General features: G+C 47.5%; 12 protein-coding genes. 5 read left to right on the top strand and 7 right to left on the bottom strand.

Annotated features, from left to right (window positions below):
- Positions 1–2: 2 nt before the first annotated feature.
- Positions 3–692: a deoxyribonuclease V gene (gene nfi, locus AB6805_RS29840; protein WP_370913097.1), complete on the top strand. Its 690-nt coding sequence runs from the start codon at positions 3–5 to the stop codon at positions 690–692.
- Positions 693–711: 19 nt separating this feature from the next.
- Here the strand turns inward: nfi and AB6805_RS29845 are convergent, their stop codons facing one another.
- The 5 genes from AB6805_RS29845 to AB6805_RS29865 all read right to left on the bottom strand — a co-directional run bounded on the left by AB6805_RS29845 (position 712) and on the right by AB6805_RS29865 (position 8,362).
- The gene (locus AB6805_RS29845; protein ID WP_370913098.1) at positions 712–2,334 is read right to left on the bottom strand and encodes a hypothetical protein; all 1,623 of its coding nucleotides are present in this window, start codon (positions 2,332–2,334) and stop codon (positions 712–714) included.
- A gap of 63 nt (positions 2,335–2,397) precedes the next feature.
- Complete coding sequence (locus AB6805_RS29850) at positions 2,398–3,561, bottom strand: efflux RND transporter periplasmic adaptor subunit (RefSeq protein WP_370913099.1); 1,164 nt, start codon at positions 3,559–3,561, stop codon at positions 2,398–2,400.
- Positions 3,562–3,602: 41 nt separating this feature from the next.
- Positions 3,603–4,835: a TolC family protein gene (locus AB6805_RS29855; RefSeq protein ID WP_370913100.1), complete on the bottom strand. Its 1,233-nt coding sequence runs from the start codon at positions 4,833–4,835 to the stop codon at positions 3,603–3,605.
- The gene (locus AB6805_RS29860; protein ID WP_370913101.1) at positions 4,832–7,963 is read right to left on the bottom strand and encodes an efflux RND transporter permease subunit; all 3,132 of its coding nucleotides are present in this window, start codon (positions 7,961–7,963) and stop codon (positions 4,832–4,834) included. Before AB6805_RS29860 ends, AB6805_RS29855 begins: the two co-directional genes overlap by 4 nt.
- A 93-nt stretch (positions 7,964–8,056) precedes the next feature.
- Positions 8,057–8,362: a DUF6660 family protein gene (locus AB6805_RS29865; RefSeq protein ID WP_370913102.1), complete on the bottom strand. Its 306-nt coding sequence runs from the start codon at positions 8,360–8,362 to the stop codon at positions 8,057–8,059.
- Positions 8,363–8,465: 103 nt separating this feature from the next.
- On the opposite strand from AB6805_RS29865, the gene AB6805_RS29870 reads away from it, so the two are divergent.
- From AB6805_RS29870 to AB6805_RS29885, 4 genes are all read left to right on the top strand, one after another.
- A complete protein-coding gene (locus AB6805_RS29870) occupies positions 8,466–9,161 on the top strand; it encodes a LytR/AlgR family response regulator transcription factor (protein ID WP_370913103.1) in 696 nt (231 codons plus the stop codon).
- A 127-nt stretch (positions 9,162–9,288) separates the two neighbouring features.
- The gene (locus AB6805_RS29875; protein WP_370913104.1) at positions 9,289–9,480 is read left to right on the top strand and encodes a hypothetical protein; all 192 of its coding nucleotides are present in this window, start codon (positions 9,289–9,291) and stop codon (positions 9,478–9,480) included.
- Positions 9,481–9,617: 137 nt separating this feature from the next.
- A complete protein-coding gene (locus AB6805_RS29880) occupies positions 9,618–11,816 on the top strand; it encodes an ATP-binding protein (RefSeq protein WP_370913105.1) in 2,199 nt (732 codons plus the stop codon).
- Positions 11,817–11,972: 156 nt separating this feature from the next.
- Positions 11,973–12,173: a hypothetical protein gene (locus tag AB6805_RS29885; protein WP_142687064.1), complete on the top strand. Its 201-nt coding sequence runs from the start codon at positions 11,973–11,975 to the stop codon at positions 12,171–12,173.
- Positions 12,174–12,508: 335 nt separating this feature from the next.
- On the opposite strand, the gene AB6805_RS29890 is transcribed toward AB6805_RS29885, so the two are convergent.
- Positions 12,509–13,771 (bottom strand): hypothetical protein, encoded by a 1,263-nt coding sequence (locus AB6805_RS29890; protein WP_370913106.1) that lies wholly within the window; start codon positions 13,769–13,771, stop codon positions 12,509–12,511.
- Positions 13,772–13,930: 159 nt separating this feature from the next.
- The gene (gene gyrA / locus AB6805_RS29895) at positions 13,931–16,537 is read right to left on the bottom strand and encodes a DNA gyrase subunit A (protein ID WP_370913107.1); all 2,607 of its coding nucleotides are present in this window, start codon (positions 16,535–16,537) and stop codon (positions 13,931–13,933) included.
- Positions 16,538–16,539 lie beyond the last annotated feature (2 nt).

The following is a 16,539-nucleotide window of genomic DNA, read 5'->3' on the forward strand; positions in this document are numbered from 1 at the left end:
CCATGATCAATTACAATGAACTCACCGTTCCGGAAGCCACCGTTATACAAAAGGAATTACGTGACTCCGTAAAAATAACACCGTACAACGGCCCTATAAACTATGTGGCCGGAGCAGATATTTCTTTCAATAAATTCAGTACTACTGTATATGCTGGTATTGTAATGATGGAATTTCCATCGCTAAAACCGGTTGGCTACAGTCTTGTAAAAAAAGAAGTGTTGTTCCCTTATGTTCCCGGTTTCCTCGCCTTCCGGGAAGTTCTCGCCCTGCTGGATGCCTGGGTACAACTGCCCGTAAAACCGGATATCCTGGTGGTGGATGGTCATGGTATTGCACATCCCCGCCGTATGGGCATCGCCAGTCATTTCGGAGTGCTTACACAACAACCCACCATTGGCAGCGCCAAGAAAAAGCTGTTTGGTGTGTATGAAGAACCTGGTATGGAGAGAGGCAGCCGGACGCCGCTAACGGATAAACAGGGACAACAACTGGGTTATGTACTGCGGAGTAAAACCAATGTGGCGCCTATTTTCGTGTCACCCGGTCATCTGACAGATATTCCAGGCAGCGTGGAAATCCTTATGCAATGCATAAAAGGCTATCGTTTACCCGAACCCACACGGTTGGCGCACAACGCGGTTAACCAATTCCGGACGGGAGTAATTCCCGAAGGATGGACCAGCCTTTGAATAAACGTAAAGGCTGCAGCTAAAACTTTATCCACGCAATATTTGCTTTTTTCTCCAGGCCCTTGCGCGAAATGAGTACCGTAGCATATATGCGTGTTTGTGCATTGTAATCTGCTGCGCCCATCATACAGGCATATCCTTTTGTTACTTCCGGTGCACCGAAAAGAAACAACCGGTCCATCTTTCCTTTATAAAAACGGTAGCAGACAAAGTTCGCGTCTGCCGCGTATTTCAGGGGCTTACGCACTTTATCCTGTCCGCCGGTGTCGAGGTATTGGAGATAGTCATTGAAAAGTACAAACGATACATCCGGCGAAGGGATATAGTCGTACGACAACCAGGTGTTGGTATTCAGTGCGGCGATTTTATTGCGGAACACCCACTCACTTTTACTGCGGCGCTGCAACTGGAAAGGCTCACAAACACCCGTGATCACCTGGTATTTTGAAACGGCCAGTGTGGAATTTTCCCTTCCCGCTGTATCCAGTAAAGCAATCCCAATATCTCCCAGATTCGTGTGTAATTTATTCAGCTGTGAGTTACCCTGTTTAAAAAACGAGAGACTTTCCATCAGCAACGTGCTGGTTCCGTCTTCGTTTAGGTGTATCTGTTGTGGTGTGCCTTTGTATTCTTCTTTGTAATTGAGGTTCTGCTGCACGTTACGGGAAAGCTCCGGAAACGACAGTTGCACATGTTTCTTCAGCTTACCGGTAGATTCCTTGAAAGTGTTCATGATGATGCCGGAATACCCGTCTTTTTGTTGGGAAGATACATACAGCAGCATCCGCAGCTGTGAAGCAGCCACCTGGATTTCTCCGCCTACATTTCCCAAGCCGGCAGTATAATCCAGCACCTCGTGTGCAAACGTAGCCGAATCGGGCGATAACATGGAGAAGAGCACCTTTGCTCCTGCGTCGCCGTCTTTTCGTTTAGCGTTAAAGCCCACTGTACCCAGGTACACTTTTTCCTTTCCTTTCACTGCCATATCGATATAACTGAAATAGCTATACGAAGAGTCGGGCATGTAAAACAAGCCACTGTTAATTAGCTCATGCCCCGGTGAAAAATGCATGACCCGGATACGTTCGCGAACACTGTCATTTTTCTGAACCGGCGCCCCTGAAAATAAAGCCACAGCATAGTAATCGCTGTTGACATCTTTCTCTACAAATATATCATGGGAAGCGAGATTATCATCTACAAATACGCTGCGGTGCTGTACGCTGGGCAGCTCTCCCAGTTTATCTTCCCGCAGCAGTTTCCCCGTTTCACCATCCAGTATGAGACGGTACATCACGGGGTTGTATTTTATGAGTTGTTGTAAAAAAAGTACCGGCTGACCGTTTATTTCAAAGATGCCATCTATTTCAGTAGACTCCAGGTCTGCCGCATTCCATTGACTGGCATGTACGGTGTCCGCACTTTTCAGAGCCCGGGCGCTGTCGTAAATATTTACCAGCAGCCCGTCCTTTTTAGAGAAATGCAGGTACACCGTGTTACCGTTCCTTAACTGCAACAGTTTATCCCAGCCATCTCCCGGCTCGGCGAAGTCAGGTCCCAGTGCTACTACCGGTACCTGGGCTATGGCGAAACTGCTGATCAGTAAAGCCCCTAAAAGGACGGACCATCTCAAATAGTTCATTTTCTTATTAATTAATAATTTCAAATATATGAAATTATTTAAATTAATAAGATAGATCACTGCCTAATGCCCTTCGTGTTCTCCGCTGTTTTTCAACTTAGCCAGCAGATCATAGGCGCCTGTTATCACTACATCCCCGTCCGGCGCCTCTTCGTGGAAAGTTACTTCGGTATAACCCAGTTCACTGTTTCCCTTTTTAATCTCCAGCATATTGAAATGGAAGGAGCTGTCCGTTCCCGGTTTCTTTACGAACACGTACGCCTTGTTGTCGAAATTCACCACAGCAGCATCAGGCAGCGCCTTTACGGCGGCAGCGCCGGTTTCAATCATGGCTTGGAGATAAGTACCTGGCAACAACTGTGTATCTTCTTCCTCCAGGTGACAATGCACCCGTACCGTACGTTCGGGGCTGATTTCGCGGCCAATCAGGTGAACAGTGGCCGTACGCGGCTTACTTTCATTGGCCAGCGTGAAACGTACCAGCTGCCCGATCTTTAACCTGGGCACATCTTTTTCAAATACCGTCAGCTCCGCATGCAGATGTTCGGTATTCACAATGCGGAAGAGTATATCCGCCGGCGTCACAAACTGGCCCAGGTTCACGTTTACCTGTGTTACATAGCCACTGATAGGCGCATACACATTAACCGTACGCTGAATCGATCCTTTTTGCAAGGCAGGGAGGTTAATATTCAGCACGGACAGTTTTTGCCTGATTCCATTCTCTTTGGCTTGCAGGGTTTGCCAGCTGGCTTTGGCTTGCTGCAGCGTTTTCAGGGCGTTTACATTTTCTTTGGCTAACTCCTGCTGGCGGTCGTGTTCCTTTGTTGCATATTCCAGTTGGCTGCTTACTTCCAGGTAATCCTGTTGTAACTGGATGTAGTCGAGGTTTTCCAGTACCGCAATTACCTGCCCCTGCTTCACTGGCATTCCCTGTAATAAACTGGTTTGCTTTATAAATCCACCCATTGGTACCGAAATGCTTACCTGTTGCTGTGGCGGTACATCCAGCAGGCCATTTACTTTCACGGCGCCACTGATCTGCCGGTTCTCCGGTTTACCATAAGTAATACCTGCTGTTTTAAATTGTGCCGGAGTCAGCTCCACAACACCGGGTTCCTCTTCATGATCATGCGCATCTGCAGTAGCAGGCGTTTGTTTATTGCCGCAGGAAAGTAAAATGCTGGCGATAACGGTAAAGGCTATATGTTTTTTGAATAATTGCATAATGATATTTTTTTTGTTGATGACCGGCGGGATACTACAGCTTACTGCTGGCCGGCCAGATAAGCCATGTATAATTCTGCCTGTTTCACTTCATTGCGCGCCAGCAGGTATCCTTGCTGTGCAGTAAGCCCATGTTCCAGGTTAAGAAAATATTCAGCGTAGCCAATATCTCCGCTGCTGTAGGATTTTTCAGACTGCTTCAGCAGCAGCTCTGCATTTGGCAGTGAAGTGCTTTCATAAAACTCCAGGCTGTTCCTGTTTTTGATAAACTGCTGTACTGCCTGCTCATATTGGGATTGCAGTTGTATCAGGTTATTATCAAACTGTAAACTGGCCGCCTGCTGCTGCTTTTCCTCCGCCCGTACTTTTGCTTTGAGAGGCCCTATCCAAACGGGCAGCGCCAGTCCTACCTGGAACCCCTGGAAGCGGTTGCTGTTGGTAGCCAGTGGGGCGCCGGAAGCATTCAACGGAGTGCCGATAAACGACTGGTTAAAGTAACCCACCATGATATCCGGCAGTATCGCGGCTTTCAACAGCTTCTTTTGCTTTTCGGCAACGGTTACCTGCTGCCTCAGGTATTGCAGCTGCGGATTGGTCACTATGGCGGCGGAATCACTTACAAGGGAAAGTACGGCATCCGGCATAGCCGTTTCCGTTATTGTAACGGGCTTGTTGGTGCCCAATAATGCCTGCAACCTGGCGGTATAAATTTTAAGATCAGCCTCGTTCTGACGCAAGGCGTTCTTTACTTCGTTGAGCCGTCCTTCGGCAGCGATTTTCTCCAGCATCCGGCTTTCACCGGTACGGTACCGCAGGTCCGCGCTGCGGGCAAACCTGGTGAAGATACTATCCTGCCGGAGGATCAGGGCTTTCACCTCCTGGAGATACAGCAGCTGTATGTACACCTGTTTTACCTGATACACGAGTTCATTCTGCGTAACCGCTTTCTGCCAAACTGCTTTGTCCACCTGCGCATGATTCAGTTCCTTCCTGGCGCCGAATACGGTTGGGAAAGGAATGGTTTGCGTAACACTGTAGTTGTTATCATTGGAAACATAACTGTTTGTTTGCCCGTACTGCAGGTTCACATCTGTTTTCGGGATCTCCCCACTGGTGCCTGTCATTTTACGGTAGTAACCAATGGAAGCATCGGCAGATTTTAACCCTTTGTTTTGCTGCAAGGCCAGCTGTACAGCTGTTTCCAGCGTGAGTACCTGCGACTGTGCAGTAACTATTGCAGGCAACAGCAGGCCTGCTAATATCCAGATCTTCATAATGTATGTTTTGAAAAACCTTTCTCAAAATAGATGTATAAGCACGGTAACACCAGGAGGGTCAGCAAGGTAGAAGTAATCAACCCTCCTATTACCACGGTGGCCAGCGGGCGTTGCACTTCCGCTCCTGCGCTGGTGGCCAGGGCCATCGGCAAAAAGCCGAGAGATGCCACAAAGGCGGTCATCAGTACCGGCCGTAATCGTGTAGCCGTTCCATTTAGTACCACGCTGTTGAGGTCCTGCAAACCGGATTCCTTTAGCCGGTTGAACTCCCCTATCAGCACAATACCATTTAATACCGCCACACCAAAAAGCGCGATGAATCCTACGCCGGCGGAAATACTAAAAGGCAAACCACGCAACAGGAGCGCAAAAACGCCTCCTATGGCCGACATGGGGATAGCGGTAAATATGAGCAGCGATTGTTTTACAGAATGAAAAGTAAAATAGAGCAACCCAAAAATCAGCAACAATGCCACAGGTACGGCCACGGCTAAACGCCGGTTGGCTTCTTTCAGATTTTCAAACTGTCCCCCGTAACGGATAAAATAACCCGCGGGAAGCTTTACTTCTTTGCCAATGGCGGATTCAATATCGGCTACTACACTTGAAATATCGCGGCCCCGCACGTTAAAGCCTACGATGGTACGTCTTTTAGCATCTTCTCTCTGCACCTGGTTGGGTCCCGTCGTCATTTTTACTTCCGCCACTTCCTGCAATGGCACCTGGTTTCCGGATGGTGTGGTGATGTACAGGTTTTGCACATCCGCCAGCTGCTGCCGGCTTTGCTGGTCCAGCCGCAGTACCAGGTCGAAACGCTTCTCCCCCTCATATACCAGTCCGGCGCTCTGGCCGGCGAAAGCGGTGTTGATGGTTTGATTGATCGTGGCTATGTCAAGTCCATAGCGGGCTATTTTGTCCCTGTCGGCTGTTACCACTATCTGTGGCAGCCCGCCGGTTTGCTCTACGTACAGATCTTTGGCGCCGGGAGTGCGGCTTACAATACGGCCTATCTTGTCGGCCAGTGAAGCCAGCGTAGCGAGATCTTCTCCAAAGATCTTGATCCCTACATCCTGGCGCACACCTGAAATCAGTTCATTGAACCGTAACTGGATAGGCTGTGAAAAACCAAAACTCACTCCTGGTATCGCTTCCAGGGCTTCCTGCATTTTGTTGGCCAGTTCTTCCCGGCTGCGGGCGCTGGTCCATTCCTTTCTGGGCTTCAGTAAAATGGTGAGATCACATGCCTCCATCGGCATTGGGTCGGTAGGAATTTCAGCAGCGCCTATTTTGCCGATCACTTCTTTCACTTCAGGGAATTGTTTTATTAATATCCCAGAGGCCAGGCTAACCTTGTCGATGGTTTCCGACAAGGAACTACCGGTGAGCAGTCTTGTTTCCACGGCAAAATCCCCCTCTTCCAGGGTAGGAATAAATTCTCCTCCCATCTTACCAAATAAAAATAATGCGATCACGAAAAGTAGTATAGCCGCTCCCGTGACTACTGCCTTTGCGCGTAATGCACCGCGTATAACGGGATCGTATATACGCTGAAAGAAGCGCATAAGCCGGTCGGCTACTGTTACTTTATTATCGAAATTTTTACTCAGCATCAGTGCGGACATCATCGGCACATAGGTGAGCGACAGGATGAAAGCGCCGAGAATGGCAAAGGAAACGGTTTGCGCCATCGGCCGGAACATCTTGCCCTCAATGCCGGTTAAAGCGAGTATGGGCAGGTATACAATGAGAATAATGATTTCACCAAAAGCGGCCGTGCTGCGGATCTTACTGGCGGCATCAAATACTTCAGTATCCATTTCCTGCTGTGATAAACGTACCAGCTGACCGGTTTTATTCCTGCCGGCAAGGTGATGTAAGGTCGCCTCCACTATAATCACTGCACCATCTACAATCAGTCCGAAGTCGATAGCGCCGAGGCTCATCAGGTTGCCCGATACCCCGAACAGGTACATCAGGGAAATGGCAAACAACATCGACAAGGGGATCACGGAGGCTACAATCAGCCCTGCACGGAGGTTTCCGAGGAATAGTACCAGCACGAATATGACAATGAGCGCCCCTTCTACCAGGTTCTTTTGTACAGTGCCTACGGCCCTGCCTACAAATTCGCTGCGATCCAGGAACGGTTCTATTACCACGCCGGGCGGCAGCGTTTTCTGTATCTGCTCAATCCTTGCTTTCACTGTTTTCACTACCTCGCTGGAGTTTTTCCCCTTCAGCATCATCACAATGCCACCAACGGCCTCCCCATTTGCATTGCGGGTAAGCGCACCATAACGTACGGCATCTCCCAATTGCACGGTGGCGATATCCCTGATCAATATGGGCAATCCGTCGGGGGTATTCTTCACCACTATCTTTTCTATATCCGTCAAACTGCTGATCAGCCCTTCGCTGCGGATGAAATAAGCGTTGGGCTTCTTGTCGATATAAGCGCCGCCGGTGTTCTGATTGTTCCGTTCCATGGCGTTGAACACATCGGCGATGCTCAGGTGGTAGCTGCGAAGTTTGTCGGGGTTGAGCGTAACCTGGTATTGCTTCAGCAATCCACCAAAACTGTTTACTTCGGCCACGCCGGGTGTTCCCAGCAGTTGCCGCCTTACATACCAGTCCTGTATCGTACGCAGTTCTCGCGCATCAAACTTCTCCTCGTACCCTTTCCGGGGATGTAGTACATATTGGTAAACTTCCCCCAATCCACTGGAAATGGGCGACATTTCCGGGGTACCAATGCCCGGAGGGATACTGGTTCTCGCCTCGCCCAGCTTTTCACTGACCTGTTGACGGGCCCAGTAAATATCTACATTATCATGAAATACGATGGTTACAACCGACAGTCCAAACCTGGAAATAGAGCGTATTTCCGCCAGTTCCGGTATTACCGCCATCGTTTGTTCAACAGGAAAGGTAATAAGCCTTTCTACTTCCTGGGCTGCGAGGGAAGGCGACTGTGTGATCACCTGCACCTGGTTGTTGGTGATATCCGGTACGGCATCTACCGGTAAACGTAACAGGGAATACACGCCAAATGCCGCCAGGGCACACGTAAATATCCCTATCATTAACTTGTTCCTCACAGAGAAACGAATGATCTTATCCAGCATGATTGATTCAATAAGTAATAAAATGACGTACCATAGCCATATCTACGCCGGTAAAGGCATGGATATGCTCATAGCAAAAACATCTGTAACGGATTAAACCAGCTGTGGGGGCTGCCAGATATTATCTGATAAGGAAGGAAGCGGGTTAACGGGCAACACGGGGTAATCTATACTGATCCGTTGCGCCATAAAATAAACCGTGACGGCCACACCGGGAGTAGCCTGTATATTACAGCAACTGCATACGCACAATGGCGAGCAGTAGTCCGGTTGTGTTTCATGGTCGTGGGAAGTGGCGAGTTGTACAACTGCACTATGGTTTGCCGGCTGGTAGTCGTTGCAGGGAATGCACGACAGCAGCAGGATATAACAGCTTAGTATGTAAAGTAACCACTTCATCTTTACAAATGTAAAAATTAAACTCAAAACGCCGCCGGAAAAAACTGCATCGCAGTTGCGGCTGAGATGATTTTATATTACGATTTGTACTTAAATTAGCCGCATGAATTGCCTGATCGTAGACGATAATAAGCTGGCGCGTACCGCCATGAAGCAATTAGCCAGTCATGTGGAACAATTGCATGTGGCAGGTGAGTGCAGCAGTGCTATGGAAGCATATAATTTTTTACAGAAAGAAAAGATAGATCTGCTGTTGCTGGATATAGAAATGCCCGGTATGAGTGGACTGGAGCTTACCCGCAACCTGGGAAAGAAACGCCCGGTGATCATCTTTACCACGGTAAAAAAGGACTATGCAGTAGAAGCGTTTGAGCTGAATGTAGCCGACTACCTGATTAAGCCCGTACAGCCTGCCCGCTTTATCCAGGCCATTGAAAAGGCACGTGAAATCACCGACAGCGATCACCGCGAACTACAGGTATCCGATACCGAGTTTGTGTTTATACGTGATAATGGCATCCTGAAGAGAATAAAAACAGAAGATATTCTTTTCCTGGAAGCAATGGGCGACTATGTAAAGTTAAATACCCCGCAGAAATTCCACGCCATCCATACTACGCTGAAAGCACTGGAGGAAAAACTGCCGGCTGCTAAATTCATGCGTGTGCACCGCTCCTATATCGTGGCGCTCGACAAAATTGAGTCTATTGAAGATGGCACCATCATTATTAATAAAAACGCGATTCCTGTAGCAGATGCCTACCGTTCTGCATTGAATAATAAACTGAACCTCCTGTAACTCAACGACACTTTCCCCTTTTTGACCGACAGCTGCTGCCTGTTGGGCCATTAGTATTACTATCACTTTTCCGGCGGATGTACCTTTAGGTCGTCAAACAATTGATCACTAAATAAAATATACAGCCATGAAAAAGTTTGGTATTGTAATCGCCGCAGCTATGTTGTTTATGAGTGCATCATCTTTTGCACAGACCACTGCGCCTAAAAAAGAAACAAAAAAAGAATCGACTGCAAAGGCGCCTGCTCACAAAACACATGCGAAGCATCATCATACAGCAAAACCTGCTGCTGCTCCGGCTGCACCAAAAGCGAAATAGTCATAGTCCTTTGTCAACATAATTAGCCTCAGCGAATTATTACGCTGAGGCTAATTATCTGAAGGAAGGAGCAATAAAATTGCTACTTTTATTGAACCGGCTTTCCTATATCAGCGTTTTATATGTACTAAACTGTCATGCAGCCTAAAAGAATCAAATATTACCTCCTCGGCCTGTTCATTACCGGAATGATATTATTTGTTGTGCTGCAATTCAACTCCGCAAACAATATCCATAAGCTGATTAAAGGCAATGAGCAGCTGTTACAGGAGCTTAATGTAAAAAACGAACTCCAGAAGCTGCAAACCAATATGGCCAAAACCGACAGCAAGGTACGCGGCGCAGTGATTTCCCAGGACACCATTCATATTACCGGCATCGAAGCCGAAATAGCCATTATCAAGGCCGATCTCAAAGAGATCAATAAAATTATCAGAAACGACAGCACAGAAAAGTTACTCACCCAGCTCAACTACCTGGTAGATGAAAAGAATGCCTTTAACCTCATGGTACTGGATACTTTTTACAGTCAGGGTAAATGGGCGGCTGAAAAATTAATTAACAACCAGAAAGGAAGGCGGCTGGGCGAAGCCATCAACGGCATTCTGCGGCAACTGGACACCACCCGGCAATCGGAGGTGAACCGCACCACCCACCTGATAGACAGCAGCGGGCAAAAGGCGCAGCGCTGGGGTACCGTGCTGGTATTCTTTGCCTGTTTAATGAGCCTGCTGGCATTCCTATATATCACCAGCCGGATCCACCGGCAGGAACAACTTATTGAAGCGCTGGATGAATCCCAGCGACAGGAGAAAAAACTGGCCACCATAAAAGACCAGTTCCTGGCCAATATGAGCCATGAAATACGAACGCCCATGAATGCGGTGCTGGGCTTCACCAACCTGCTCAAAGCCCAGCCGCTCAACGATAAATCCAAAGAATATGTAGGCGCCATAGACAGCGCCGGCCAGAGTTTACTGGAAATCATCAACGACATCCTGGATATCTCCAAAATTGAATCTGGTATGATGCGCATAGAAGCCACCTCTTTTAGTCTGCGCAGCGTGCTCCATGGCGTAAATACCATGTTCAGACCCAAAGCCGAAGAAAAACAACTTCAGCTGGCTGTGACCATTGAGGAAGATGTACCGGATATTTTATATGGAGATGTAATGCGGCTGACACAGGTGTTGGTGAACCTCACCAGCAACGCGGTTAAATTTACCGGTGAGGGCGAAGTACGCATACATGTGGCGAAGGTATGGGCAGAAGAGAATGCAGTTCGTATATTATTTACCGTTAGTGATACCGGTATTGGCATCGACCCTTCCATGCAGCAGAGTATCTTCGACCGCTTTCACCAGGCGGAAGCCGCCACCACCCGAAAGTTTGGCGGAACAGGGTTAGGACTGGCCATCGTAAAACAACTGATAGAATTACAGAATGGCTTTATTTCAGTGGAGAGCAAACCCGGTGAAGGCGCTACATTTAAAGTAGAACTCCCTTATACATTGGGTGAATCATTATCAGAAGAAGGGCATCATTATTTTACAGAGAACGACCAACTGCCGCTTCATCCGGATGTACGGCTGCTGGTGGCAGAAGACAATAAGATGAACCAGAACCTGCTTCGTCATTTGCTGGGCAGCTGGCAGTTGCAGTATAAAATTGTAAACAATGGCAGGGAAGTGTTGCAGGCATTGGACCGGCAGCACTACGACCTGGTGCTGATGGATATACAAATGCCTGAAATGGATGGTTACACCGCCGTACAGGCCATCCGGCACGAGCTGCACTCCACTATTCCCGTAATAGCCATGACAGCCCACGCTATGACCGGAGAGCGCGAAAAATGCCTGCAGATGGGCATGAACGAGTATATCTCCAAGCCTATTATTGAAGAGGACCTCTACAGAATGATCCAGGTATACATTGGTAAGCTACCGCCCCGTGAACTGCCGGCTGTTTATCACTTATCGAATGAAAATGGCGTCCAGCATCTCATCAACCTGAATTATCTCCATGATCTTTCCAAGGGCAATACCGAGTTTGAAAAAACAATGCTGGAGCAATTCATTGCCCAACTGCCGGAAGAACTATCGTTGCTGAAACAGGCAGTGATAGCCGAGGACATTGCCGCTATACGCGCTACCGCGCATAACCTGAAAACAACCGTTTCCTTTATCGGTTTGCAGGATCACCTCTATCCTATCCTGGAACCACTGGAAAAACTACAGGAAAACAACTACCATCCCGGTACGGTTGCCAGCCAGTTCAATACCCTGAAACACCTGTGTATACAGGCTGTACAGGAGGCCATCCACATCCTGTTATAACTCCCTGCTGTATATTACCGTACATTTTCCCCTGTTCAACGACAGTAATTCCCTGTTCACCGAAACATCCCGTCAACACCGCCTTTGCTGATGTAATTTTACTACAGAAACTATAACAAAACATTCTTCATCTAATCATTTTAAAAAGACAATATCATGAAAAAAAGCCTGATCGCCGCTGTAGTAGTAATGAGCATTTCTGCTGCATCTTTCGCACAAGCACCAGCTGCTAAACCTGCAAAGAAAGCTGCTAAAACTGAAGCAAAAGCTGAAGCAAAACCAGCTGCTGACACTACTAAGAAAGCCGCTAAACACGAACATGCAAAGAAAGCTGCTCCTGCTGCTAAAAAAGCATAATGAGTACATACAGCGTTTGAGTTAATTGTCCCGCAAGTCTTTCCGGCTTGCGGGATTTTTGCGGAGGTTGTCTTTCTCGCTGATTACGCTGATTATACTGATTAGCTGGATTTTTACTTTTGGATTTTTTCTTTGATTTTTTAGATTTTCTTATAATAATAATTAAGGGAGATAAAAACGCAATACTCGCTTTTATCTCCCTTAATCCTTTATGAATCCAAAAGTAAAAATCCAGCTAATCAGTATAATCAGCGTAATCAGCGAGAAAGACAACCTCCGCAAAAAAAAAGAGTCCGCTGTCAGGCGGACTCTTTCCAATAATATCAATACGCGGTTTATTGTTTAGCACCTAAACCGTCCAGTTTCTTTTTCACTTCTTCTACTTTTGCAGTATTGTTTTTGATCGCATAGATCTTCTGCAGTGCATAGAGGCAGCTTTCGTAAGTTTGTTTGTCGCTTGCATCGAGGCTGCTGGCTTTAGCGGTGAAGCCTGCATCAGCTTTCTCGAAGAAAGGCAGTGCCTGACCCATCAGTCCTTCTACTTTTCCCTGTAATTCTTTTGCTTTAGGAGAAGTTTGTTGTTTGCTGTCCAGGCCATTCAGTTCTTTGTTGAAAACAACTGCGCGGTTAAAGTACAGAGCACCCAGCTGGAAGTTAGCGGTAGCATCGGCAGGATTCATTTCGATCGCTTTCTTATAGGCTGTTTCTGCTTTACCTATCAGTTCTTCGTAGTTAGCTGGTTTAGGAGCATCACCGCCTTTATCATCGCGGGGATTAGCCAGGTTATCTACACGGATAGCGTAATCCAGTACAGCTGCCTGGTCGGTTGGATTGTCGGCGATTTTCTTTTCCAGCATCGTCAGTAATTCGTTGGTTTTACCTGTTTTGCTGTAGAAAGCCATTTCCATATCGTTGAAGCGTTTATCTTTAGGGAATAAAGCTTTAGCCTGTTCGATTGTTTTCAGCCAGTTTGCCTGGTCGCCTTTTTCTTCATACAGCTGACCCAGGATTACATAGAGAGCAGGTTCGCCTTTGAACTGCAGATCGGCTGCTTTTTTCAGGTAGGTAAAAGCATCATCTTTTTTACCGGCCTGGTTGGCAGCGTAACCAACGTAGAAAGTGAGGGCAGTATCTGCAGGAATAGAGCCACCGAGGTTTTTGCTGTTGTAGAAGTCAGCTACTTCAAAAGCCTGTTTGAAGTTATACAGGGAGGAGTCCCATTTCTGCTCATTCAGGTTAGCATAACCGGCGTTGGCAATAGTAGCGTATACATTGAACAACGGCTGGTTCATTTCCAGCACGGCTTCTTTCATTTTAGGATCTATCTCCAATGCTTTTTTGAAGGCGGCAAAAGCTTCTGTTGCCAGTGCAGCGCTTTTCTGCTTGGTGCCCATAGCTTCCAGGATCTTACCATCTACCAGCCATGTTTTAGCGTCGTTCTTGGTCTTTTCATTCTGTAATGCTGCGTCAATATCCGCTTTGGCTTTTTCCAGATCTTGCTTCTTCAGGTTCTCATCCGCACTGCTAACTTTTGCCCGTTGTGCCATAACCGATACACCGGCCGTGCAAAAGAGAAGAGATACCAATAATTTTTTCATGCTTTTGTTTTTTTAGTTGCTGATTACAATAAGAGTATGGTGCTCCAATAAATAGTAATACAACCAGTAGTATAGTTACCACTAAAAGCTGGCTGTATTTTTTTTATCAGAAACCGGTAACAGACCGGGTTAAGGACCTGTTACCGGCTATAATTTTATTTATTCTTCTGTAGTGTCAGTAGCTTCACCGTCGGTTCCTTCCGGTGTATTGTCATTTTCACCTGCTTCAGGTGTTTCATCACTTGCTACAGCGGGCGTTTCGCTACCTTCTTCGCCTTCTTCCAGTAGTATAACTTCTTCTTCCTGTTCATCCAGTCGTGCTACAGCCGCAATTTCGTCGTTGTCATCCAGGCGGATCAGGCGTACACCCTGTGTGGCGCGGCCGGCTTCGCGGATATCTGCAACGGCCATGCGGATGGTGATACCGGACTTACAGGTGATCATCAGGTCATGTTTCTCCGTAACATCAAGAACAGCTATCAGGTTACCGGTTTTTTCTGTGATGTTAATGGTTTTCACACCTTTACCACCACGGTTGGTAATACGGTATTCCTCGATGTTGGTACGTTTACCGAATCCTTTCTCAGAAACCACCAGGATGGTTTTCTGTTCATCTTCCTTATTAACACAAACCATACCAACCACCTCGTCGTTGTCGCTGTCTACCTCAATACCTCTTACCCCGATGGCGCCACGACCGGTGTCGCGTACCGTAGCTTCTGGGAATCTGATAGCGCGGCCGCTCTGGATGGCCATCATGATCTGGCTGTCACCGGTAGTCAGTTTGGCTTCCAGCAGTTCATCGCCTTCATTGATGGTAATGGCATTCACACCGTTCTGACGCGGACGGGAGAACTCTTCCACCATCGTCTTCTTGATGATACCCTTCTTGGTACAAAGTACAATATAATGGTTATTGATAAAATCTTTATCACTCAGGTCTTTAATATCGATGATCGCGCGGATCTTATCATCAACCGGGAGCTGGATCATGTTCTGGATGGCACGGCCTTTACCGCTCTTTTCCCCGTCCGGAATTTCATAGACCTTCAGCCAGTAGCAGCGGCCTTTTTCCGTGAAAAACAGCATGGTATGGTGCGTAGAGGCCACGAACAGGTGCTCGATATAATCTTCATCACGGGTTTTACCGCCGATGGCGCCACGGCCTCCGCGTTTCTGCTGACGGTAATCGTAGGCAGAAGTACGCTTGATATATCCCAGGTGGGAAATGGTGATCACCACATCTTCTTCTGCGATGATATCTTCTATCCTCATTTCACTGGCGAGATACTGGATTTCTGTCTTACGTTCGTCACCAAATTTCTTCTTCACTTCTTCCAGTTCTTCGCGGATGATCTTCATACGTAAAGATTCATCAGCCAATACTTCTTTCAGGTAAGTGATCAGTTTCATGATGTCGTCGTATTCAGCGCGGATCTTATCGCGTTCCATACCGGTCAGACGTTGTAAACGCAGTTCCAGTATAGCTTTCGACTGTAATTCAGACAATCCGAATTCCGTCATCAGCCCTTCCCTCGCAATATCAGGTGTAGCGGCGGCGCGGATCAGTGCAATCACCTGGTCCAGGTGATCCAGTGCGATCAGGTAACCGGCGAGGATATGCGCTTTTTCTTCTGCTTTACGCAGGTCGAAGCGGGTTCTTCTCACCACTACTTCATGACGGAAGTCGATGAACTCCCCGATCATATCTTTCAGGTTCAGGATACGCGGACGGCCTTTTACCAGCGCCACGTTATTGATACCGTAAGATGTTTGCAGTTCGGAATATTTAAATAACTGGTTGATGATTACATTGGAGATCGCTTCTCTTTTCAGATCAATTACCAGGCGCATACCTTCACGGTCACTTTCGTCACGTACATCGGAGATGCCTTCAATAATCTTGTCATTTACCAGCTGTGCAATTTTCTGGTGCAGTACTGCCTTATTGATCTGGTAAGGCAGTTCGTAAATCACCAGCTTTTCACGGCCGTTTTTAGCGGTTTCGGAGGTAATTTTACCTCTTACCACTACTCTACCCCTGCCGGTTTCAAAACCCTGTTTAACGCCTTCAAAACCATAAATAACACCCCCTGTCGGGAAATCCGGTGCTTTAATGTGTTTGATCAGCTCTTCTATAGTGATCTCTCTGTTTTCAATGTAAGCGATAGCGCCATCCACTACTTCGCTGAGGTTGTGGGGCATAATGTTGGTGGCCATCCCTACCGCGATACCGGAAGCGCCATTCACCAGCAGGTTGGGAATGCGGGTAGGCAGTACCGTAGGTTCTTCGAGCGTGTCATCGAAGTTGTTGGTAAAGTCCACCGTTTCCTTTTCAATGTCTTCCAGCATGGCTTCTGCGATCTTCTGCAGGCGGATCTCCGTGTAACGCATAGCAGCCGGCATATCGCCATCTACCGAACCGAAGTTACCCTGTCCGTCCACCATGGGATAACGCATGCTCCAGGGTTGCGCCAGTCGTACAATGGTGTCGTAAATGGAAGCATCACCGTGCGGGTGATACTTACCCATTACCTCACCCACAATACGCGCTGATTTCTTGTAGGCCTTGTTACTGTGGTTGCCGAGTTCATTCATTCCGAATAAAACGCGCCGGTGCACAGGCTTCAGACCATCTCTCACATCGGGCAAGGCACGGCCCACGATCACGGACATAGAATAATCTATGTAGGCCGTTTTCATTTGCTCCTCGATATTTATCTGGACAATTCTCCCTTCCTGATGATTTTCCGTATGCTCTGTCATTT

The sequence above is a fragment of the Chitinophaga sp. RCC_12 genome (genome assembly GCF_041360695.1).
Taxonomy (GTDB): Bacteria; Bacteroidota; Bacteroidia; order Chitinophagales; family Chitinophagaceae; genus Chitinophaga.